The 20,930-nt window shown below is 57.6% G+C and carries 18 protein-coding genes and 2 pseudogenes; 8 read left to right on the forward strand and 12 right to left on the reverse strand.

The window, feature by feature from the left end; genetic code table 11:
* Positions 1-62: 62 nt before the first annotated feature.
* The 4 genes from thyA to rppH form a co-directional block, all read right to left on the reverse strand.
* Positions 63-857 carry a thymidylate synthase gene (thyA, locus tag FQK12_RS23790; protein ID WP_004124584.1) on the reverse strand — a complete coding sequence of 265 codons (795 nt, stop codon included), beginning with the start codon at positions 855-857 and terminating at the stop codon, positions 63-65.
* A gap of 6 nt (positions 858-863) precedes the next feature.
* Positions 864-1,739, reverse strand: coding sequence for a prolipoprotein diacylglyceryl transferase (gene lgt, locus FQK12_RS23795; protein WP_014226659.1), 876 nt, complete (start codon positions 1,737-1,739; stop codon positions 864-866).
* Positions 1,740-2,034: 295 nt separating this feature from the next.
* The gene (ptsP, locus tag FQK12_RS23800; RefSeq protein ID WP_014226660.1) at positions 2,035-4,281 is read right to left on the reverse strand and encodes a phosphoenolpyruvate--protein phosphotransferase; all 2,247 of its coding nucleotides are present in this window, start codon (positions 4,279-4,281) and stop codon (positions 2,035-2,037) included.
* A gap of 12 nt (positions 4,282-4,293) precedes the next feature.
* Positions 4,294-4,824, reverse strand: a complete 531-nt coding sequence (rppH, locus tag FQK12_RS23805) for an RNA pyrophosphohydrolase (RefSeq protein WP_004124593.1) — start codon at positions 4,822-4,824, stop codon at positions 4,294-4,296.
* A 453-nt stretch (positions 4,825-5,277) separates the two neighbouring features.
* Here rppH and FQK12_RS27915 point away from each other — a divergent pair.
* The 5 genes and pseudogenes from FQK12_RS27915 to FQK12_RS23835 all read left to right on the forward strand — a co-directional run.
* Positions 5,278-5,418 (forward strand): annotated as a pseudogene (locus FQK12_RS27915) (hypothetical protein); the annotation flags it as partial.
* Positions 5,419-5,506: 88 nt separating this feature from the next.
* The gene (gene mutH / locus FQK12_RS23820) at positions 5,507-6,202 is read left to right on the forward strand and encodes a DNA mismatch repair endonuclease MutH (protein ID WP_014226661.1); all 696 of its coding nucleotides are present in this window, start codon (positions 5,507-5,509) and stop codon (positions 6,200-6,202) included.
* 81 nt (positions 6,203-6,283) lie between these two features.
* Entirely contained in the window at positions 6,284-6,997 is a 714-nt protein-coding gene (locus FQK12_RS23825; RefSeq protein WP_004105253.1) for a TerC family protein, read from the forward strand.
* A 124-nt stretch (positions 6,998-7,121) separates the two neighbouring features.
* Complete coding sequence (locus FQK12_RS23830) at positions 7,122-7,340, forward strand: YgdI/YgdR family lipoprotein (protein ID WP_004105255.1); 219 nt, start codon at positions 7,122-7,124, stop codon at positions 7,338-7,340.
* A gap of 237 nt (positions 7,341-7,577) precedes the next feature.
* Positions 7,578-8,618 carry an NADP(H)-dependent aldo-keto reductase gene (locus FQK12_RS23835; protein WP_014226662.1) on the forward strand — a complete coding sequence of 347 codons (1,041 nt, stop codon included), beginning with the start codon at positions 7,578-7,580 and terminating at the stop codon, positions 8,616-8,618.
* A gap of 99 nt (positions 8,619-8,717) precedes the next feature.
* Here FQK12_RS23835 and lplT read toward each other — a convergent pair whose 3' ends face one another.
* The 3 genes and pseudogenes from lplT to FQK12_RS28020 all read right to left on the reverse strand — a co-directional run.
* Complete coding sequence (gene lplT / locus FQK12_RS23840) at positions 8,718-9,911, reverse strand: lysophospholipid transporter LplT (RefSeq protein ID WP_032694706.1); 1,194 nt, start codon at positions 9,909-9,911, stop codon at positions 8,718-8,720.
* Positions 9,904-12,063, reverse strand: a complete 2,160-nt coding sequence (aas, locus tag FQK12_RS23845) for a bifunctional acyl-ACP--phospholipid O-acyltransferase/long-chain-fatty-acid--ACP ligase (protein WP_014226664.1) — start codon at positions 12,061-12,063, stop codon at positions 9,904-9,906. The genes lplT and aas overlap by 8 nt, the downstream gene beginning before the upstream one ends.
* Before the next feature lie 292 nt (positions 12,064-12,355).
* A pseudogene (locus FQK12_RS28020) lies at positions 12,356-12,525 on the reverse strand (hypothetical protein); the annotation flags it as partial.
* A 160-nt stretch (positions 12,526-12,685) separates the two neighbouring features.
* On the opposite strand from FQK12_RS28020, the gene galR reads away from it, so the two are divergent.
* The gene (galR, locus tag FQK12_RS23850; protein WP_014226665.1) at positions 12,686-13,702 is read left to right on the forward strand and encodes an HTH-type transcriptional regulator GalR; all 1,017 of its coding nucleotides are present in this window, start codon (positions 12,686-12,688) and stop codon (positions 13,700-13,702) included.
* On the opposite strand, the gene FQK12_RS23855 is transcribed toward galR, so the two are convergent.
* The 4 genes from FQK12_RS23855 to FQK12_RS23870 form a co-directional block, all read right to left on the reverse strand.
* Positions 13,663-14,142 (reverse strand): GNAT family N-acetyltransferase, encoded by a 480-nt coding sequence (locus FQK12_RS23855; protein WP_014226666.1) that lies wholly within the window; start codon positions 14,140-14,142, stop codon positions 13,663-13,665. The two genes, galR and FQK12_RS23855, sit on opposite strands and share 40 nt — an antisense overlap.
* Positions 14,139-14,912 (reverse strand): GntR family transcriptional regulator, encoded by a 774-nt coding sequence (locus tag FQK12_RS23860; RefSeq protein WP_004105268.1) that lies wholly within the window; start codon positions 14,910-14,912, stop codon positions 14,139-14,141. Before FQK12_RS23860 ends, FQK12_RS23855 begins: the two co-directional genes overlap by 4 nt.
* A gap of 68 nt (positions 14,913-14,980) precedes the next feature.
* Positions 14,981-16,408, reverse strand: a complete 1,428-nt coding sequence (locus FQK12_RS23865) for a glycoside hydrolase family 1 protein (RefSeq protein ID WP_014226667.1) — start codon at positions 16,406-16,408, stop codon at positions 14,981-14,983.
* 7 nt (positions 16,409-16,415) lie between these two features.
* The gene (locus FQK12_RS23870) at positions 16,416-17,753 is read right to left on the reverse strand and encodes a PTS sugar transporter subunit IIC (RefSeq protein WP_014226668.1); all 1,338 of its coding nucleotides are present in this window, start codon (positions 17,751-17,753) and stop codon (positions 16,416-16,418) included.
* A gap of 303 nt (positions 17,754-18,056) precedes the next feature.
* Here FQK12_RS23870 and FQK12_RS23875 point away from each other — a divergent pair, with 303 nt between their 5' ends.
* The gene (locus tag FQK12_RS23875; RefSeq protein ID WP_162097180.1) at positions 18,057-19,058 is read left to right on the forward strand and encodes a LacI family DNA-binding transcriptional regulator; all 1,002 of its coding nucleotides are present in this window, start codon (positions 18,057-18,059) and stop codon (positions 19,056-19,058) included.
* Between the two features lie 39 nt (positions 19,059-19,097).
* On the opposite strand, the gene lysA is transcribed toward FQK12_RS23875, so the two are convergent.
* Positions 19,098-20,360, reverse strand: a complete 1,263-nt coding sequence (lysA, locus tag FQK12_RS23880) for a diaminopimelate decarboxylase (RefSeq protein WP_014226670.1) — start codon at positions 20,358-20,360, stop codon at positions 19,098-19,100.
* 133 nt (positions 20,361-20,493) lie between these two features.
* Between lysA and FQK12_RS23885 the strand changes: the two genes are divergently transcribed.
* Positions 20,494-20,930: LysR family transcriptional regulator (locus FQK12_RS23885; RefSeq protein ID WP_146295777.1), on the forward strand; the 437-nt coding region annotated here is incomplete at its 3' end.

Genomic DNA, 20,930 nt, shown 5'->3' on the forward strand with positions numbered 1-20,930 from the left:
CCCGGCTGAGGCATAAAAAAACCGGCGCTCGCAGGCGCCGGTTTTTCGTCGTCACTTCCGGATTAAATCGCCACCGGCGCTTTAATCCCCGGATGCGGGTCGTAGCCTTCGATTTCGAAGTCTTCAAAACGGTAGTCGAAAATCGATGCCGGCTTACGTTTGATCACCAGCTTCGGCAGCGCCCGCGGTTCGCGGCTCAGCTGCAGATGCGTCTGCTCCATGTGGTTGCTGTACAGGTGCGTATCGCCGCCGGTCCAGACAAAATCTCCCACTTCGAGGTCGCACTGCTGCGCCACCATATGCACCAGCAGCGCGTAGCTGGCAATATTGAACGGCAGGCCGAGGAATACGTCGCACGAGCGCTGATAGAGCTGGCAGGAGAGCTTGCCGTCGGCGACGTAGAACTGGAAGAACGCGTGGCACGGGGCCAGCGCCATTTTGTTCAGCTCGCCGACGTTCCATGCCGAGACGATAATCCGGCGAGAATCCGGGTCGTTTTTCAGCTGTTCCATCACCGTGCTGATCTGGTCGATATGACGGCCGTCCGGCGCGGGCCAGGAGCGCCACTGCTTGCCGTAAACCGGCCCCAGATCGCCGTTTTCATCCGCCCATTCGTCCCAGATAGTGACGTTGTTTTCGTGCAGATACGCCACGTTGGTGTCACCCTGCAGGAACCACAGCAGTTCATGGATGATGGAGCGTAAATGACAGCGCTTGGTCGTCACCAACGGGAATCCTTCCTGCAGGTTAAAACGCATCTGGTGACCGAAGATGGAGACGGTACCGGTACCGGTGCGGTCATTTTTTTGCGTGCCCTCATCGAGCACTTTCTGCATCAAATCAAGATACTGTTTCATGGTTCCTCAAGAATTTTGTTGCTGCGGACGACAACGGTACGCCCAGACCATCATGATGATACCCGCAAGCACCATCGGAATCGAAAGAATCTGCCCCATGCTGATGTACTGTACCCAGCCGCCGGTAAACTGGGCATCGGGCTGACGGAAGAACTCCACGATGATGCGGAACAGACCGTAGCCAATGAGGAACAGGCCGGAAACGGAACCGGCCGGACGCGGCTTGCGGATAAACAGGTTCAGGATCAGGAACAGCACGACGCCTTCCAGCGCCAGCTCATAGAGCTGAGAAGCATGACGCGGCAGCGCGCCGTAGGTATCGAACAGCGATTGCCACTCAGGATGCGACGGCAGCAGCGCCAGGTCTTCCGCCCGAGAGCCGGGGAAAATCATGGTGTAGTGGAAGTTCGGATCGACGCGGCCCCACAGTTCGCCGTTGATAAAGTTGCCCAGACGCCCGGCGCCGAGGCCAAACGGAATCAGCGGCGCAATGAAGTCGGAAACCTGGAAGAAGGTACGCTTCGTGCGTTTGGCGAAAATGATCATCACCAGAATCACGCCGATCAGGCCGCCGTGGAAGGACATACCGCCGTCCCAGACGCGGAACAGATAGAGCGGATCGTCGAGGAACACCGGCAGGTTGTAGAAGAAGACATAGCCAAGACGCCCGCCGAGGAAAACCCCGAGGAAGCCGGCGTACAGCAGGTTTTCAACTTCGTTTTTTGTCCAACCGCTGCCCGGACGATTGGCCCGACGGGTGGCCAACCACATCGCAAAAACAAACCCAACCAGGTACATCAGACCGTACCAGTGGAGGGAGACCGGTCCAATGGAAAAAATTACCGGATCAAACTCCGGAAAATGCAGGTAGCCACTATTCATCTGTCACCATAAACACTTGTTATTCCGCCGAAAGTGGACAGCGGGGATCGTTCGCGCGCGTCAGAAACGGGCGCTCCAAAGGCTGCGAATGATAGCATAAGCGCGAAGGGCGATCCGCGCCGGACATGTAAAAGATATGTATACGAATGCGAATTCGCGGCTGAGCATTCCCGGAGGCGGCGCGCTGCGCCTGTCCGGGCTACCCAACCCTCAGGCCGCCCGAACCTCGTCAGCGTTGTCCCGGATCACGGCTAACGCCTTACCCGGGCTACAAATTCATGAACCGTAGCCCGCGCTAGCGGCCGCCGCGAATCAGGCCGCCGAGTCCGCGTCGCTCCATAAAAGCCGCGACCTGATGGCGCACTTCGGCGGTCATCTGCGCTTCCAGGCTACGCTGGGAAAGCTCCTGGGCTTCATTGATATCGATGCGCCGCAGCAAATACTTCACTCTCGCCACCGAACGACCGTTCATCGACAGATGACGATAGCCCATACCAATCAGGATCGTCACGCACATCGGATCGCCCGCCATTTCGCCACACAGGCGCAGGTCGATACCAAAACGCTCGGCGTCGCGGGCAATCATCGCCAGCGCCCGCAGTACCCCCGGATGCAGGCTGTCATACATACTGGCGACCCGGGTGTTGTTGCGATCCACCGCCAGAATGTACTGGGTCAGATCGTTGGTGCCAACGGAGATAAAATCAACGCGGTTCGCCAGCTGCGGCAGCATAAAGACCATCGACGGCACTTCCAGCATCACGCCAAGACGCGGGCGGGGAATGGCGTAGCCGATCATCTCTTCCACTTCGCGGCTGGCGCGATCGATCAGGCGACGAGCCTCATCCACTTCATCCAGGCTGGTGACCATCGGTAGCAGGATGCTGAGGTTTCCGGTTGCCGCGTTGGCCCGCAGCATCGCGCGGACCTGTACCAGAAAGATCTCCGGCTGATCGAGCGTGATCCGAATACCGCGCCAGCCAAGGCACGGATTCTCTTCGCTGATCGGCATATACGGCAGCTGTTTATCCGCGCCGATGTCCAGCGTGCGCAGCGTCACCGATTTCTCGTTGAACATCTGCAGCATGCCCTGATACTGGGCAACCTGCTCCTCTTCGGAAGGGAAGCCGCTTTGCAGCATAAAGGGGATTTCGGTACGGTAAAGGCCAATACCGTCGACGAAATTGCCGAGTTTTTCTTCATGCTCGGGGCTCAGGCCCGCGTTGAGCATGACTTTTACCCGCTCGCCGCTTTTCAGTTCGGAAGCGCGTTCAAGATCGTCCTCGGCCAGGCGGCTAAGCTCGTTCTCTTCGCTGATCAGGCGCTGATACTCTTGCAGCAGCACCGGCTCGGGATCCACCAGCAGCTCGCCGCGATAGCCATCGACAATCAGCGTATGGCCGTGCAGCAGCGAAGGCTGAATATCCGCCCCCATCACCGTCGGAATGCCCAGCGCGCGCACCATAATCGCGGCGTGGGAGTTCGCCGCGCCATCGCGCACCACCACGCCGGCTAAACGATCCTGAGGAACCTCCGCCAAGGTGGTGGCCGACAGTTCATCCGCCACCAGCACGATGCGCTCCGGCCAGGTATTGGGCCCCTGGATACTGTCATCGAGATGGAAAAGCAGCCGCTGGCCCAGCGTGCGCAGATCGCCCGCGCGCTCTTTCAGATAGCCGTCGCTGAGCGCGGCAAACTGTTCGGCAAATTTCTCGATGATCTTCTTCACCGCCCATTCGGCCACCGCGCCTTTATCCACTTCAGCGAACAGCTCGCGGCGCAGGCGCGCGTCGGAAAGCAGGTGCGAATAGAGGTCAAAGATGGCCGCCGTCTCTTTCTGCGCGCCGGCAGCGTAGCGTTTGCTGTAGCGGCGAAACTCATTCGCCGCCTCTTCCAGCGCGCCGGTCAGCCGCTCGCGCTCGGAAGCGGTATCGAGCGTCGAGGCTTCATAAACCTGCTCCATCAACGGCAGGCTGACGTCCATCCAGCCTTCGGCAATCGCCACGCCTGACGAGGCGGGCAGCGCGCGGATGCGGGTCTGACGATATTGACCAAACAGCGCGTTTAGCTGGGATTGAGAGAGAATGCCGGCGATTTGCGTGGCCAGGGTGACCAGGAAGGACTCTTCGCTTTCGTCAAACTGGCGCAGTTCGCGCTGCTGCACAACCAGCACGCCGAGCAGCTGACGCCGCTGGATAATCGGCACGCCGAGGAAGGCGCGAAAGCGGCCCTCTTTGACCGCGGGAATATATTTAAAGCTGGGGTGCTTTTGCGCGTCGGCGAGGTTAATGGGTTCGGCCAGGCGGCCAACCAGGCCCACCAGGCCTTCGTCAAAAGCGAGCGCAACGATGCGCCCGCGCGGCTTTTTCAACCCGCGCGTCGCCATCAGGTAATAACAGCGTCGGTCATTGTCAGCCAGATAAACCGAACAGACTTCCGTCTCCATCGCGGCGCAGATATCGGTGACCAGGATATCCAGCGCCTCGTTTAAACGCGGCGCACTCGCGACCTTCTCGACTATTTCTCGCAACCGAGTGAGCATAATGTGCGTGGCTTAACCTCTTTTACGTCGATATGCAGGCGCGCTCTGCGGCTTAGGCGTGCTTTCCGCCAGCGCCATGGTGACGCTGGCAAACTCTTTCATCACCCTGCGGTATACGTCGCGCTTAAACGACACCACCTGACGCACCGGGTACCAGTAGCTTACCCATCGCCAGCCATCAAACTCAGGTGTACTGCTGGTTTGCATATTGACATCCGCATCGCTGCCGATCAATTGCAGGAGAAACCACTTCTGTTTCTGGCCGATACATACCGGCTTTGTGTCCCAACGCACCAAACGTTTAGGCAATTTGTAACGCAACCAGTTACGGGTTGAAGCAAGGATCCGCACATCTTTACGGCTTAGCCCAACTTCTTCGAACAATTCCCGATACATCGCCTGCTCTGCTGATTCCCCTGGATTTATGCCCCCTTGCGGGAACTGCCACGAGTGCTGACCATAGCGCCTGGCCCACATAACCTGGCCCTGGCGATTACAGATTACAATACCGACATTTGGGCGGTAGCCATCGTCATCAATCACCGGACTACCTCAAAATAAGCTTCAATGTGAATGATTGTTTCACACTCGTTGGAAACGGTAAACCACTCTGTGAGGGGGATGAGATCGAATAACATTTGAATAACTCACAGTAATACCCGGAGTTATAAACAGCGAAAGCCATACCCGGACGATTTTATTCACTTTTTCTGTGGATAGAGTTGTGAAGAAGTACGGAATTAACCAGGGAAAACCCGGAATCATCCGAACAGCGTAGCGATAGCACCTGATTATAATGACCTAATTTTCATAAAGTTAGCATGTTAAAATTTCATAATTCACAGTATAACGTGACGATCATCACATAAGAGATCCTGGAACTGATGAAAGATCGAGCAATGTTGGTTTTATCCACAGATTACGCATGTGCTCTGGGCATATTTTGTCTAAAAACTCGATTTTCATCTCACGTCAAGGCTGTAAATGGAAACAGTAGTGGGGCTTTTCCCCAGTTATCCCATTTTTCTGTGGATAACAGGGTGTAAGATCCTGTTCATTGTCGGTGACCAGTTCTGGAAAACCCGGTTTCACCATTTTCACAGCGGCAAAAAATCGCAAAAAAAACCATATGAATCATCAAATTGTCATACTTACTCAAGAAAAGGTAAACTCTATCCACAACGGATGAAATTACTGCTCACTTTTTAGTCAGAGGTTTTACGCTATGCCGACCATCGCGCCGCTCTTATCCCCCCCGCAAAGCCAGGAGCAGCTTCTGGCCCAGGCGCAGCAGCTGGCAGGCTATTCGCTGGGGGAGCTGGCCCAGCTTGCCGGGATTCCGATTCCGCGCGATTTAAAGCGTGATAAAGGCTGGATCGGCATCCTGCTGGAGATATGGCTTGGCGCCAGCGCAGGCAGCAAGCCGGAGCAGGATTTCGCCGCCCTCGGCGTCGAGCTGAAAACCATCCCCATCGATTCATCAGGTCGCCCGCTGGAAACCACCTTCGTCTGCGTCGCGCCGCTGACCGGCAACAGCGGCGTCACCTGGGAGAGCAGCCACGTGCGTCATAAGCTCAAGCGGGTACTGTGGGTACCGGTAGAGGGCGATCGCGCGATTCCTTTGGCCGAACGCCGCGTCGGCGCACCGCTGCTGTGGAGCCCCAGCGAAGAAGAAGATCGCCAGCTGCGTATGGATTGGGAAGAGCTGATGGATTTGATCGTCCTCGGCCAGGTCGAGCGCATCACCGCCCGCCACGGCGAAGTGCTGCAGCTGCGCCCGAAAGCGGCAAACAGCAAAGCACTAACCGAGGCGGTAGGCGCCCGCGGCGAACCGATCCTCACCCTACCGCGCGGTTTCTATCTGAAGAAAAACTTTACCGCCGCCCTGCTCGCCCGCCATTTCCTTCTCTCCTCGAAATAACGGCCTGGAGATGATTAATTTTTTGTTCTGCCGTGGCGGTTGCATATAATCGCATCTTTCTATTTTGCAGGACTTTGAACGATGTTATTTGCATGGGTAACCGATCCTAACGCCTGGCTGGCGCTTGGTACGCTGACGCTGCTGGAGATAGTGCTCGGGATCGATAATATTATTTTCCTCTCTCTGGTGGTGGCAAAACTGCCCACAGCGCAACGGGCCCACGCCCGCCGTATTGGGCTGATGGGGGCGATGATCATGCGTCTGGCGCTGCTGGCGTCAATCGCGTGGGTCGTCAAGCTCACTAATCCTCTCTTTACCGTGCTAGGCCAGGAGATCTCGTTTCGCGATCTGATCCTCCTGCTGGGCGGGCTGTTCCTGATCTGGAAGGCGAGTAAAGAAATTCACGAATCCATTGAAGGCGAAGAAGAAGGGCTGAAAACCAACGTCCATTCATTTATGGGCGCCATCGTGCAGATTATGCTGCTGGATATTATTTTCAGCCTCGATTCGGTGATCACCGCCGTCGGGCTGTCGGACCATCTGTTTATTATGATGGCGGCAGTGGTTATCGCGGTGCTGGTGATGATGGTTGCCGCCCGTTCGATAGGCGATTTTGTTGACCGCCATCCTTCGGTGAAAATGCTGGCGCTGTCGTTTTTGATCCTCGTCGGCTTTACGCTGATGCTCGAAAGTTTCGACGTGCATGTGCCGAAAGGCTACATCTATTTCGCGATGTTCTTTTCGATTGCGGTTGAAAGTCTCAACCTGCTGCGCAATAAAAAAAATCCGCTGTAGCCCGCTAAAATGCAGCCCTGAAACGGGCTGCAATTCTTTTTTAAGACTTAACTGCTTTTTATGTCTCACAAATCAGGCTATTAATATACTGGTACGAGGTGCGGCTATAATAGGGGTGATAGCGATGAAAAAATGGGCAGTATTGATTTCCGCCGTAGGACTGGCGTTCTCGGTTTCCGGTTGCAGCAGCGATTACGTCATGGCAACCAAAGATGGTCGCATGATTCTGACTGACGGCAAACCCGCCATAGACGACGACACCGGCCTTATCAGCTACGAAGATCAGCAGGGTAATAAAATGCAGATCAATCGTGACGACGTTTCGCAGATTATTAAACGTTAAGTCCCGCCGTCAGGTCGCGATTTAGCGTTTTATCGCACCGTTGAGCAGCGTTCTTTATTCTTCAGCATTCAGAGAAAAGTCGGGATAAACCTGATCTGTCCGCGAGGATTCATCAGGCCGGATTCCGTCAGCCCGGCTTTTTTGATTTTTTTACTTCCCCTTTTTCTCCCCCTCTGCCATTTTTATATTCCTTTGTCGGGGAACGCCTGACCTTGTTGATAAAAAAGGAAGCCGGCTATGCAGTATCACCGTATCCCACACAGTTCTCTTGAAATCAGCACGCTGGGGCTGGGCACAATGACGTTTGGTGAGCAGAATAGCGAGGCAGACGCGCACGAGCAGCTCGATTACGCGGTGAGTCAGGGCATTAACCTGATTGACGTCGCGGAAATGTATCCCGTCCCGCCGCGCCCGGAAACCCAGGGCCTGACGGAAACCTACGTCGGTAACTGGCTGGCGAAGCGCGGCAATCGCGAAAAGCTGATTATCGCCTCTAAAGTGAGCGGCCCTGCCCGCAATAACGACAGCAGCATTCGTCCTGACCACAAGCTGGATCGTAAAAATATCCGCGAGGCGCTGCACGACAGCCTGAAGCGCCTGCAGACCGATTATCTCGACCTCTATCAGGTACACTGGCCGCAGCGCCCGACCAACTGTTTCGGCAAGCTGGGCTACACGTGGGCCGATTCCGCCCCGGTCGTCACCCTGCTGGATACGCTGGACGCGCTGGCCGAATTCCAGCGCGCCGGCAAGATTCGCTATATCGGGGTCTCTAACGAAACGGCGTTTGGCGTGATGCGCTATCTTCATCTGGCGGACAAGCACGACCTGCCGCGCATCGTGACGATCCAGAACCCGTACAGCCTGGTGAACCGCAGCTTTGAAGTGGGCCTGGCGGAAGTCAGCCAGTATGAAGGCGTGGAGCTGCTGGCCTATTCCTGCCTGGCGTTCGGCACGCTGACCGGGAAATACCTCAACGGCGCAAAACCGGCAGGCGCGCGCAATACGCTGTTCAGCCGTTTTACGCGCTACAGCGGCGAGCAGACGCAAAAAGCGGTGGCGGCCTATGTCGATATCGCGAAGCGGCACAACCTTGACCCGGCGCAGATGGCGCTGGCCTTCGTACGTCGTCAGCCGTTTGTCGCCAGCACCCTGCTGGGCGCGACCACCATGGAGCAGCTGAAAACCAACGTCGAAAGCCTGCATCTGGAGCTGAGCGCAGAGGTTTTAGCCGAGATTGAAGCGGTGCATCAGGTTTATACCTACCCGGCACCGTAAGGCCGTAAAAGCCCCCGGAGGCGATGCTACGCATCTGTCCGGGCTACAAGTTCGTGCAGTTTGTAGCCCGGACAGGCGCGACGCGCCGCCTCCGGGAGATTATTTACGCCGTCCCCAAATCCACAGGGCAGTAATCGCCAGGGCGAACACCACGCCAAAGCCAATCCCTACGCCGACGACAGGAATACCGATGCTCACCGCCAGCGAATAGAGGCCCAGCATCAGCAGCATCGCCACGTTTTCGCCGAGGTTCTGCACCGCGATAGCGTTGCCCGCGCCGACCGTATGTTTCCCTCGCTCCTGCAGCAGGGCGTTAAGCGGCACGATAAAGAAGCCGCCGAACGCGCCGAGCAGCAGCAGCAGGGCAAACGCCGGCAGCAGCGCCTGCTGGATGGCGAAAAAGATGACCGCCACGCCAATCAATATCCCGGCGGGCATGCAGCGCGACACCGTTTCCAGCGTCACCAGCTTCGCCGCCGCGCCGGCTCCCAGCACAATCCCCACCGCCACCATCGCGTTAAGGTAGGTCGGCATGGCGTTGCTGGTAATGCCCAGCGCCGCCGGCACCCACAGCACCAGCAGGAAGCGCAGCGTCACGCCCGCCCCCCAGAACAGGCTGGTGCCGACTAACGAAAAGCGGGTCTCACCGTTGCGCCATAGCGTCGTACAGGCGCTAAAGAAGCTGTGGGTCATCGGCCTGAAGCGCCACGACTGCCCGGGACGCGCCGCCGGCAGCTTCGGGATCCACAGGTTGGCAACCACCGCGCCGGCGTACACCACCGCGCAGACGCCGAGCGCCGCCATGATATGCCAGTCCGCCAGGATACCGCCCGCCATCGAGCCGAGCAGGATCGCTGCAATGGTCGAGGACTCCATCAGGCCGTTCGCTTTCACTAACTTATCGCCGGTGGTCAGCTCGCCGAGAATGCCGTATTTAGCCGGAGAATAGGCGGCAGCGCCGATGCCCACCAGCGTATAGCCAATAAACGGATTCACGCCAAAGCAGATGCACCCCGCGCCGATCAGCTTCAGGCCGTTCGCCACCATCATCACTCGCCCTTTGGCAAAGCTATCGGCAAACTGTCCGACAAACGGCGCGAAGAGAATGTAAGCGCCCACAAACAACATCTGTAATACCGGTTGACTCCACTCCGGGTAGAACAGCTGCTTCATCAGCGCCAGGGTGGCGAACAACAGCGCGTTATCGCCAAACGCCGAAAGAAACTGGGCGCAGATAACCGCCATCATCCCTTTCGAATACAGCGACGTGTTAGTGTGTACTGACTCACTCATCCGAACCTTCCGCCTGTTCAACCATGCCTTTAAGGGTGACAAAGTCCGGCTTGCCGCTGCCCAGTACCGGGAGCTGCTTCAGCCAGCGAATGTCGCGCGGTACCGCCAGCTCCGGTACGCCGTGTTCACGGGCATAGCGCAGCAGTTTTTCACGATTCAGTTCATTATCGGTGGTAAACAGCACCAGCGCCTCGCCTTTGCTGGCATCCTGTTTAATCGCCGTGGCGTGCATTTTGTCCGGCGAAACCGCCAGCGCCACCTGCTCGACCATCTCCAGCGACACCATCTCACCGGCGATTTTGGCAAAGCGCTTCGCGCGGCCCTGAATCCGCACATAGCCCTGTTCGTCAAAGCTGACGATATCCCCGGTGTCATACCAGCCGGCTTCGACTACGCCGTGCTGATTTTCCGCCGCGGGCGCTTCCAGCACGCCGGGATTTTCCACCCGCAGATAGCCGTTCATGATGTTCGGCCCTTTAAGCTGTAAACGGCCCCCCTCTTCAATACCGGGCATGGCCAGCAGACGCGCGTCCATCCCCGGCAAAATGCGGCCAACGGTGCCCACTTTCGCCGCCATCGGCACGTTGATCGATACCACCGGCGCGCATTCGGTGACGCCGTAGCCTTCAAGAATGCGCAGGCCAAACTTGTCCTGCCAGATCTGCTTTGTGCTTTCCTGCAGCTTCTCCGCCCCGGCGACAACGTAACGCAGGCGATAAAAATCATACGGATTCGCAAAGCGGGCGTAGTTGCCAAGGAAGGTGGAGGTGCCGAACAGCACGGTACAGTTGCGGTCATATACCAGCTCCGGCACCACGCGGTAGTGCAGCGGGCTGGGATAGAGAAAGACCTCCGCGCCGGTAAACAGCGGCGTCAGCAGGCCGACCGTCAGGCCAAAGGAGTGAAATAGCGGCAGCGCCGACATAAAGCGGTCGTTGGCGGTAAAGTCGGCAATGGTTTTAATCTGCTCGACGTTGGCCAACAGGCTTTTATGGCTATGCACGACCCCTTTCGGATTACCTTCCGAGCCGGAGGTAAACAGAATCATCGCCGCGTCTTCCGGCTGCTGCGTAACCTGAGCCAGCTTCGGCATCAGCAGATGGCCAAAAATCCACAGCTTATCGGCGGCGGTAACCTCGCCTTTTAAATCTTCGAGAAATACCCAGCGTACCTGCGTCAACTGCTCCGGCAGGTGCCAGAGCTTGCCTTTATCGAGGAAGGTGCGGGAGGTAAAGATGGTTTTGATTTCCGCCGCGGTAATGGCGCTGCTCAGGCCTTTGACCCCGGCGGTATAGTTCATCATCGCCGGGATTCGTCCGCGGGCAATCGCGCCAAAAATCACCGCCGCGCTTATTCCGGCGTTCGGCAGCATCAGGCCGATTTTTTCGCCCTGGGCGCTGTATTTTTCCAGAATGCGCGCCACGAAGAGGGTTTTGGTCAGCAGCTTACGGTAGGTGTCCGGCTGAAAATTGATATCTTCCACGCAGCATTTGCGCGCGCCGAAGCGGTCCTGGGCCGCCAGCAGCGACTCATACAGCGTTTCGCGCGGGCGCACCGCCATCCGCGCCTCCATCATGATCTGATGCAGCATTTCACCGGCAATTTTACGCCGGTCGCGGGCGCGCGGCGCATCGGGCATCGGCAGATGCGTCGGCGGCAGCAGATGCAGCTGAATGCGCGGGAACAGGCGGCGCTTGACCAGCCCCTTCAGGCGGCTAAAGTGGGTTAGTTCAGCGCCTTCGATTCTCAGCGGCACGATGGTCGCCTGCGACTTCGCCGCCACAAAGGCGGCGCCGTCGTAAATTTTCATCAGCGAACCGCTCACCGAGATCCGCCCTTCCGGGAAAATCACCACCGGACGCCCCTGCTCAATCAGGCGGACCAGATGTTTTATCGACATCGGTTTGGTCGGGTCCAGCGGCACAAAATCAATAATCGGCTTTAGCGCGCGCATAAACCAGCGATCGCTGATTGAGGAATAGACCGCAAACACCGGGCGCACCGGCAGGAAAAGCGCCAGCAGTACGCCGTCAATAAAGGAGACATGGTTTGGCGTAATCAGCACCTTGTGCTGGTGCAGCGCCTGGGGGTCACCGGTTAACTTGACCCGGTACAATCCTTTGAAAAGTAGTCTGAAAAATCCCAAAAGCATAACAACTCCGTTTGACCGGTTAATCAGTCAAAGCAGGTTACATGAGAAGGGACGGAAAATGCACCAGGAGGAGCGGAATTCAGGACAAAAAAAACCTGCGCATCCGCGCAGGTCGGTGCAAGATAATCAGTACGAAAAGCGTACTTAAAAAACTCACCAATCAATACCTCTGGGATCCTGATTGTCTCGTTTTTCCCGCCGCCGGCGCCAGCCATAAAACGCAAGGGAATGAGCCTAAGTGCAACCAGTTATTACTTTTTTCGTGAACTGTAACAACGGCTAACGGCGGGCAAAAAAAAACCTGCGCATCTGCGCAGGCTGGTGTAATTAAGTGGTCAACCTGAAGTTGACTCCACCTATCAATACCTCTGGGATAGCCAGAGTATCAATGCAATGAATGGGTAAACCAGCGAACATTCGCAACAGCCAATCGCAAAGTGTAAGCAAAGGTGTGAATTGTCCGTTCCCGGAATCATTCTCCGCTCCCCTGTGGGTAACTATTTCACCCGCAACGCTAATCTGCGTCACAATTGCATTAACCCAAAAGTACCAACCCTTGAATCTGCCGCGCTTTCCCGTAACATAAATGCCATGTAAACGCTTACCCTAAAAAAGGCCTGGTATGGCGACTATTAAGGATGTAGCCCGGCTCGCAGGAGTCTCCGTCGCTACCGTCTCCCGCGTTATTAACAATTCACCGAAAGCCAGCGAAGCCTCGCGCCAGTCGGTGGGCGCCGCGATGGAAACGCTAAATTATCACCCCAACGCCAACGCCCGCGCGCTGGCGCAGCAGTCAACGGAAACCGTCGGCCTGGTGGTGGGCGATGTCTCCGACCCCTTCTTCGGCGCGATGGTGAAAGCCGTCGAGCAGGTCGCCTACAATACCGGCAATTTTTTGCTGATCGGTAACGGCTATCACAACCTCCATAAAGAGCGCCAGGCGATTGAACAGCTGATTCGCCACCGCTGCGCGGCGCTGGTGGTCCACGCCAAAATGATCCCCGATGACGAACTGGCCTCGCTGATGCAGCAAATCCCCGGCATGGTGCTGATCAACCGCATCCTGCCCGGCTTCGAGCAGCGCTGCGTGGCGCTGGATGACCGCTACGGCGCATGGCTCGCGACCCGCCACCTGATTCAGCAGGGGCACACCCGCATCGGCTACCTCTGCTCTAATCACGCTATTTCCGATGCTGAAGACCGGCTGCAGGGCTACTGGGCAGCGTTAAAAGAGAGCGATCTGCCGTGCAACGATCGCCTGGTGACCTTTGCCGAGCCCGATGAGAGCGGCGGAGAACAGGCGATAACCGAGCTGCTGGGCCGCGGCAGGAACTTCAGCGCCGTTGCCTGCTATAACGACTCGATGGCCGCCGGCGCGATGGGCGTATTAAACGATAACGGGATTGATGTGCCGCGTGAGATTTCGCTGATTGGCTTTGATGACGTGCTGATTTCGCGCTACGTGCGCCCGCGTCTGACCACCGTACGCTATCCGATTGTCACCATGGCGACGCAGGCCGCGGAGCTGGCGTTAGCGCTGGCGGAGCATCGCCCGACGCCGGAGATTACCCACCTTTTCAGCCCCACGCTGGTCCGCCGTCACTCGGTGATTGCGCCCCTCGACAGCGATAAATCGTAGCGGTATAAACTGACGGCGCTGGCCGGATAATCCAGGCCTTCGCCGATATACTGCCAGCCAAAACGCTCATAAAAATCGCGGCAGGCGGAGTAGAGAAATAGCTCGGTATAGCCCTGCGCTCTGGCATATCCGATGACGTGCTGCTGTAGTTTTCCCGCCAGTCCCTGCCCGCGCGCCTCAGGCGCCACGTAGAGCGCCGCCATCCACGGATAGAGATCCTGACGGCTGATTAAATCGCAGCGCCACAGGCCGACGGTGCCCAGCAGCCTCTCGCCCTCCACGGCCACAAAGGTAATGGGCAGCGCTCCCGGCGTCTGGCTATGTTCGACAATGCTGGCGAAGAACGCCCGCGGCAGCGCGTCAGCGCCAAACGCTCGCCAGAGCCACTCCGTTACGCATGAAGCGTGCTGCGGCGCAGCGTAGAGGGGGTGAATAATCATACCAGCTTTCCCTGAAAAATCGGTACCGATTCAAAGAGATAGCCGTCAAAGTCCGGTGCGTCTTCATCGGAGAGCTCCAGCAGGCTGTTTTTGACATTTTCAAGATGCTGCCACATTGCCTGCCAGGCCCCCATCACATCGCGTCGGCGCAGGGCGGCGAGCAGCGTTTGCCGGTCCCCGAGCCACTTCAGCCGGTACGCCCGGCTGGCGATATGCACGTTGAACTGCTGCCACAGCGGGCTGCTGTCCATCTGCAGCCAGATGCGCTCAACCGTCGCCAGCAGCATCTGATTTTGCGTCGCGCCGGCCAGCACCAGGTGAAACAGCCGGGCGTTATCCTGGCTGGTATCGTTGGCGGCAATCGCCCGCTGTTCCTGCTCGATAATCCGCTTCAGGTTATCGATATCGGCGCGGGTGGCCATTTTGGCGGCAAAAGCGGCGATATTGCTCTCCAGCAGCTGGCGGGCCTGCAGGATCTCGAACGGCCCGACGTCGCTGCTCAACATCTGTTCTTCCTCGCTATCGTCCTCGTGCGGGATGCGCATCACGTACACCCCGGAGCCCTGGCGAATGTCGACCGTCCCCTGCAGCTCCAGCATCAGCAGCGCTTCGCGGACGATGGTCCGGCTCACGCCGTAGGTCTCGGCGATATTGCGTTCCGGCGGCAGGCGCGACCCGATGGGATAGCGCCCCTGCGCAATCTGTGCGCGTAAATCATCACCTATTTCCTGGTAGGGTTTCTTTTCCGGCGGAATGATAGCCTTCTCCACAATATCACCTGTGCGTTATGAGCCTGCGAGTCAATATCGGCCGCTATCTTAGCAAAATTTCAGCCCGGCTAGCGCCACTCATCGTCAATATCCAGCGTCAATTCCCGGCTCTCGCCTAGCTTACGGAACCAGCTGGCGGACGCCTTGGGCCGCCGCGCACGATTATTTTGCAGATCGATTTCAATCAGCCCGTAGCGATTTTTAAAGGCGTTCATCGGCGAAACGTTGTCGGTAAACGCCCACAGCATGTAGCCGTGACAGTTGGCCCCCGCTTCCCGCGCGCGCAGCGTTTGCCACAGATGCTCGCTGATAAAACGGATCCGGTAGTCGTCAGCGATGGTGCCTTCGCCATTGCGAAACTGCCCTTCGTTTTCCACGCCCATGCCGCTTTCCGCCACGAACCACGGAATATTGCGGTAGTCCTGCTTGATCCGCATCGCCATATCAAAAACGATTTGCGGATAAATCTCCCAGCCGCGGGAGTTATTCATCCGCCGTCCCGGTAGTTCAAAGGGCTCATAGTAGTAAGCCGGATGGAACGGCGTCTGCGGATGCCAGGCGCGCGATGGAGCCTTAACCCGATGCGGGTAGTAGAGGTTAATCCCCAGCTCATCAACGGTGTTGTCGCGGATTATCGCCAGCTCCTCCGCGTCATAATCCCAGGAGACCCCGTGCTGTTCGAGCAGAGCCAGTAGCTCAGGCGGGTAGAGGCCGTGGACCAGCGGATCGAGGAAAACCCGGTTATAAAACAGATCGTAGCGTTCGGCGGCGCGTACATCGTGCGACGCTTTTGAGCGCGGATAGGTGACCTCCGGGTTAAGAATGCAGCCTACCGTGCCGCGATAGCCTTTCTCGCGAAACAGCCGGACCACTTTTGCCGTCGCCAGCACCTTGTGGTGATTCCACTGCATCCAGGTGCCGGTGTTCTGCTCGTAAGGCCAGCGCAGCGCATCCAGATAAACGCGGGTCTGCACCACGATCGGTTCATTGAAGGTGAACCAGCGCGTGACTTTGTGGTTATAGCGGGCGAACACTTTCTCCGCGTACTGCACAAACAGCTCAACCACCTTTTTCGACGCCCAGCCGCCGTACTGCTCCAGCAGATAGCCGGGGAGTTCATAGTGCTCAAGACAGATCATCGGCTCGATGCCGTTGGCCAGCAGTTCATCGAAGAGCTGGTCGTAGTACGCCGCATAGTCTTCATCGACCGTGACGTTTTCATAATCGGTGAGAAAGCGCGACCAGTTAATCGACGTGCGGTAGTGGGTCAGCCCCGCCAGCTTCATCAACTGCACGTCTTCGCGGAAGCGGTTGATAAAATCGGTCGCCACCGCCGGGCCGTAGCCGTTATGCCAGACGCGGCGGTCGTTCTTGTACCAGAGATCCGGCCAGGAATCCTGGCCCGCTTTCTTACCGCTCCAGCCCTCGGTTTGCCACGCGGAAGCGGCGGCACCGAGGATAAAGTCGTGGGGGATCGCCATCTTTACTGTCGTCATTGTGTCCTCATATCTGTTGGCTGGCCTGCTCGTTCTCCGCCTGGCGCTGAGCGTTTTCCGCGCGGCGGGAGGCTATTTTGACGAACGGCAGATAGATCAGCACCGCGGTCAGGATGCAGATAAGCTGCGTCACCACCGCCCCCATCGAACCCGCCGTAGAGAGCCAGGCGTTGATCAGCGGCGGGGTGGTCCACGGCACCATCACCACCGCTTTACCGGCAAAGCCGGCGGCGGTCGCGAAGTAGCCAATGCTGCCGGTCACCAGCGGCGTGATGATAAAAGGGATCGCAAGGATCGGATTGAGCATGATCGGCATGCCGAAAATCACCGGTTCGTTAATATTGAACAGACCCGGCCCAATCGACAGCTTGGCGATCTCTTTCATCTCTTTGCGTTTGGTGGCGATCATGACCGCGATCAGCAGGCCAATCGTCAGTCCCGATCCGCCGATGCTCATATAAACGTCCCAGAACGGCATGGTGATGATATTCGGCACCTCTTTGCCCTGCTCAAAGGCGCTCATATTGACGGTGATGGCTCCCAGCAGCAGCGGTTCGCGGATCGGTTTGATCATCTGGTTGCCGTGGATGCCGATAACCCAGAACAGCTGCGCGACAAACATCAGCAGCAGGATCCCCGGCAGGCTTTGCACCACCCGCTCCAGCGGCTGCTGCACCACCTGATAGACCGCGTCATACAGGTACATGCCGGTGGCCTGATGGAAAATAAAGCCAAAGGTGGCAATCACCGTGGTGGTGATAATGGCCGGGATCAGGGCGGAGAACGACGCCGATACGTTGGGCGGTACGGTATCCGGCATCTTGATCTTCAGCCCCTTGCGGCCCTCCAGCCAGCAGTAAATCTCCACCGACAGAATGGCGATAAACATACCGAGGAACAGGCTACGGGTATCGGAAAACTGGCGCAGCAGCACATCTTTCACTTCATGCATTTGCCCGTCGACCATCATTTCGACGGTGGTCGGCGTCACGCAGATAAAGCAGATCACCGCCAGCAGACCGGGGAACAGGCTCTTGATGCCGTTAATCCGCCCCAGCTCGATGCCGATAAGAAAGACCGCGCCAATATTGAGAAAGTTAAGGGTGGCGTAGTTGATCGCGCTGGTAATGGGTTTCAGCGCCGCCAGAAAAGAGAGCGCCTGAAAGCTGGCGAGTCCGTTTTTCGGATCCAGCACCATATTGGAGATCAGCACCGAAAAGGCGCCGACGATGATCACCGGCATCAGGGTAATAAAAGCGGATTTTATCGCCATGATGTAGCGGTAGCTGTTGAATTTCGTGGCGAAACTCCCCAGTGAGTCGATCAGTTTGTCCTGCAATGCCATAGAGGATACCTCAGGTTTAAGGGCTTTTAGCGCACCAGGTGTACAGCCAAACACCTATTGGCATACCAAAAAATAGCCACTGAGGGGAATAAGTTCTGTGATTAAGCTCCCAACCCGTTCATTGGCATTCCAGAAAGGCGATAATTGGCATACCGCATTTGCGGTTTTCTTTTCCCTGCGATCAATTCCTGTAAAAGCGTGATCGCGATGGTTTTTTACCGCGCCATGAAGCCATATCCCCCTGAATGTCTGTGATAAACTGCGGTTCACCACGTGATATCAGGAATCGGATGAATGGCTACAATGCTGGATGTCTCAATTCGCGCAGGCGTCTCTAAAGCGACGGTTTCCCGCGTGTTGAACGGCACAGGTCAGGTGAAAGAGAGCACCCGCCAACAGGTTTTTAAGGCGATGGAAGAGCTGGGCTATCGGCCTAACTTTCTCGCCCGCTCGCTGGCGAATCGCACGAGCAACAGCATCGGTCTGGTGGTTTCCACCTTTGACGGCTTCTATTTTGGCCGCCTGCTGCAGCAGGCTTCGCGCCAGACGGAAGCCTGGGGCAAACAGCTGATCGTCACCGACGGCCACGATGCGCCGGAGCGTGAAGAAGAGGCGGTGCAGATGCTGGCCGATCGCCAGTGCGATGCCATCGTGCTCTACACGCGCCATATGAGCGAAAAGAAGATTATGTCGCTGATTGAGTCTATCGCCATGCCGCTGGTGGTGATCAACCGCGACGTTAGCCAGGCCCGGGAGCGCTGCGTGTTCTTCGAACAGCAGGACGCGGCGTTTCAGGCGGTTGAGTACCTCATTACCCAGGGCCATCGCGATATTGCCTGTTTGACCGTGCCGATGCACACGCCGACGGGTAAAGCTCGCCTGGAAGGCTATCGCAACGCGCTGAAGAAGCACGGCATCAAGTGGGATCCGGCGAAGGTGAAATACGGCGACTCCACCATGAGCCGCGGCTATGAACTCTGCTGCGAGCTGCTGGAAGAGAAAACGCCGTTTAGCGCGCTGTTTTCCTGTAACGATGATATGGCGCTGGGCGCGTCGAAAGCGCTGCATCAGGCAGGGCTGCGGATCCCGCAGGATATTTCGCTGTTTGGTTTTGATGACGCGCCGAGCGCGAAATGGCTGGAGCCGGGGCTGTCGACGGTCTATCTGCCGATCGATAACATGATCACCACCGCTATCGATCAGGCTATCAAGCTGGCCAACGGCCAGCCGATCGAGACCATACCGCCGTTTACCGGCAAACTGGTGCTGCGCGAGTCGGTCACCACCGGGCCGTATTACGCATAATTAGCGGGCCCGATAAGCGAAGCGCCATCGGGCAGCGCCTTACAGCAGCTCGAGCGCGAGCAGCTCTTCAATGGTCTGGCGACGACGGATCAGCCGCGCTTTGCCGTTGTCGAACAGCACTTCCGGCAGCAGCGGACGGCTGTTGTAGTTAGAAGACATCGACGCGCCGTAAGCGCCGGTATCGTGCAGCACCAGATAATCCCCCGGCGCCACCGCAGGCAGCAGGCGGGTTTCCACTTTCCCCCCCTCCTGCTGGGTAAAGACATCGCCCGATTCGCACAGCGGCCCGGCCACTACGGTTTCCACCTCCGCCGCGGCGCGCAGATCGCGGCCGTCCGCGGCGAGAGCGGTAATATGGTGATAGCTGCCGTACATCGCCGGGCGCATCAAATCATTAAAACCGGCGTCAATCAGCACGAAGTGACGGCTGCCCATCTCCTTCACGCTGCGAACCTGAGAAACCAGCACGCCGGACTCCGCCACCAGGAAGCGACCCGGTTCGATCTCAAGCGCGACCGGATGGCCCAGATGTTTAGCGATCTGCTCGCGCGCCGCGTTCCACAGGCCGAAGTAGTGATCGGTATCGATCGCCTCTTCGTCGTCGTGATACGGGATCGACAGTCCGCCGCCGGCGGAGATCGCCTGCAGATCCTGCCCGAATTCAACAACCTGACGCACCATCGCGCCGCAGACCTGTTCCAGGTGCCCATAGTCGACCCCAGAACCGATATGCATGTGAATCCCCACCAGCTGGAGCTGATAGCGACGCATCACTTCCAGCGCCGCCGTTAAATGGCTGTGCCAGATCCCATGCTTGCTGTTCTCGCCGCCGGTATTGGTTTTTTGGCTGTGGCCGTGGCCGAAGCCCGGGTTAACCCGCAGCCAGACGCGGTGGCCCGGAGAGACTTCGCCCAGCTGGCTCAGCATATCAATTGAGCCGGCGTTGACCGGGATCTGCAGCTCTTTCACCCGCGCCAGGGTTGCATCGTCGATCAGATCGGCGGTAAAGACGATATCGTCCGGATGCTGATGCGGATCGTACCCGGCCGCCAGCGCGCGCTCGATCTCGCCCAGCGACACCGAATCCACCTTCACGCCCTGCTCGCGCATCAGGCGCAGAATGTGGATATTGGAGCAGGCCTTCTGCGCAAAACGCACCACGTCGAACTGGCTCAATTGGGCAATCTGGCGGCGGATAATCTGCGCGTCGTAAACCCAAACCGGGCAGCCGAATTCGGCGGGCAGACGCAGCAGGTTTTCTGCGCTCAGGTCGGTATCGGTAGCGTAAAGCGAGTGTGGCATAAGGAACTCCGGTGCTGTGTGTGCGTTATTTCTGTTTTTTACGATTACGCCACAGCGCGTACGCAATAAAAAATATCGTTTTATTGCCAGTCTATGCAAAAATGATATGGCTTGCGCCACTTAAGGAACCCCCATGCCCGCCGTCAACCTGCGTCATATTGAAATCTTTCATGCGGTGATGACCACCGGCAATCTGACCGAGGCCGCACGCATGCTGCATACCTCGCAGCCCACCGTCAGCCGCGAGCTGGCGCGTTTTGAAAAGGTGCTGGGGTTGACGCTGTTCTCCCGCACGCGCGGGCGCCTGCAGCCCACGGTCCAGGGGTTACGTCTGTTTGAAGAGGTCCAGCGCTCCTGGTACGGTCTGGACAGAATCGTCAGCGCCGCGGAAAGCCTGCGCGAGTTCCGCCAGGGCGAGCTGTCGATAGCCTGTCTGCCGGTCTTTTCGCAATCTTTTCTGCCCCCGCTGCTGCAATCCTTTTTAAGTCGTTATCCGCAGGTCAATATTCAGATAGTGCCGCAAGAATCACCGCTGCTGGAAGAGTGGCTGTCAGCCCAACGTCACGACCT

Origin of the sequence: Klebsiella sp. ME-303, assembly GCF_007910085.1 — a bacterium.
Lineage (GTDB): Bacteria > Pseudomonadota > Gammaproteobacteria > Enterobacterales > Enterobacteriaceae > Klebsiella > Klebsiella michiganensis.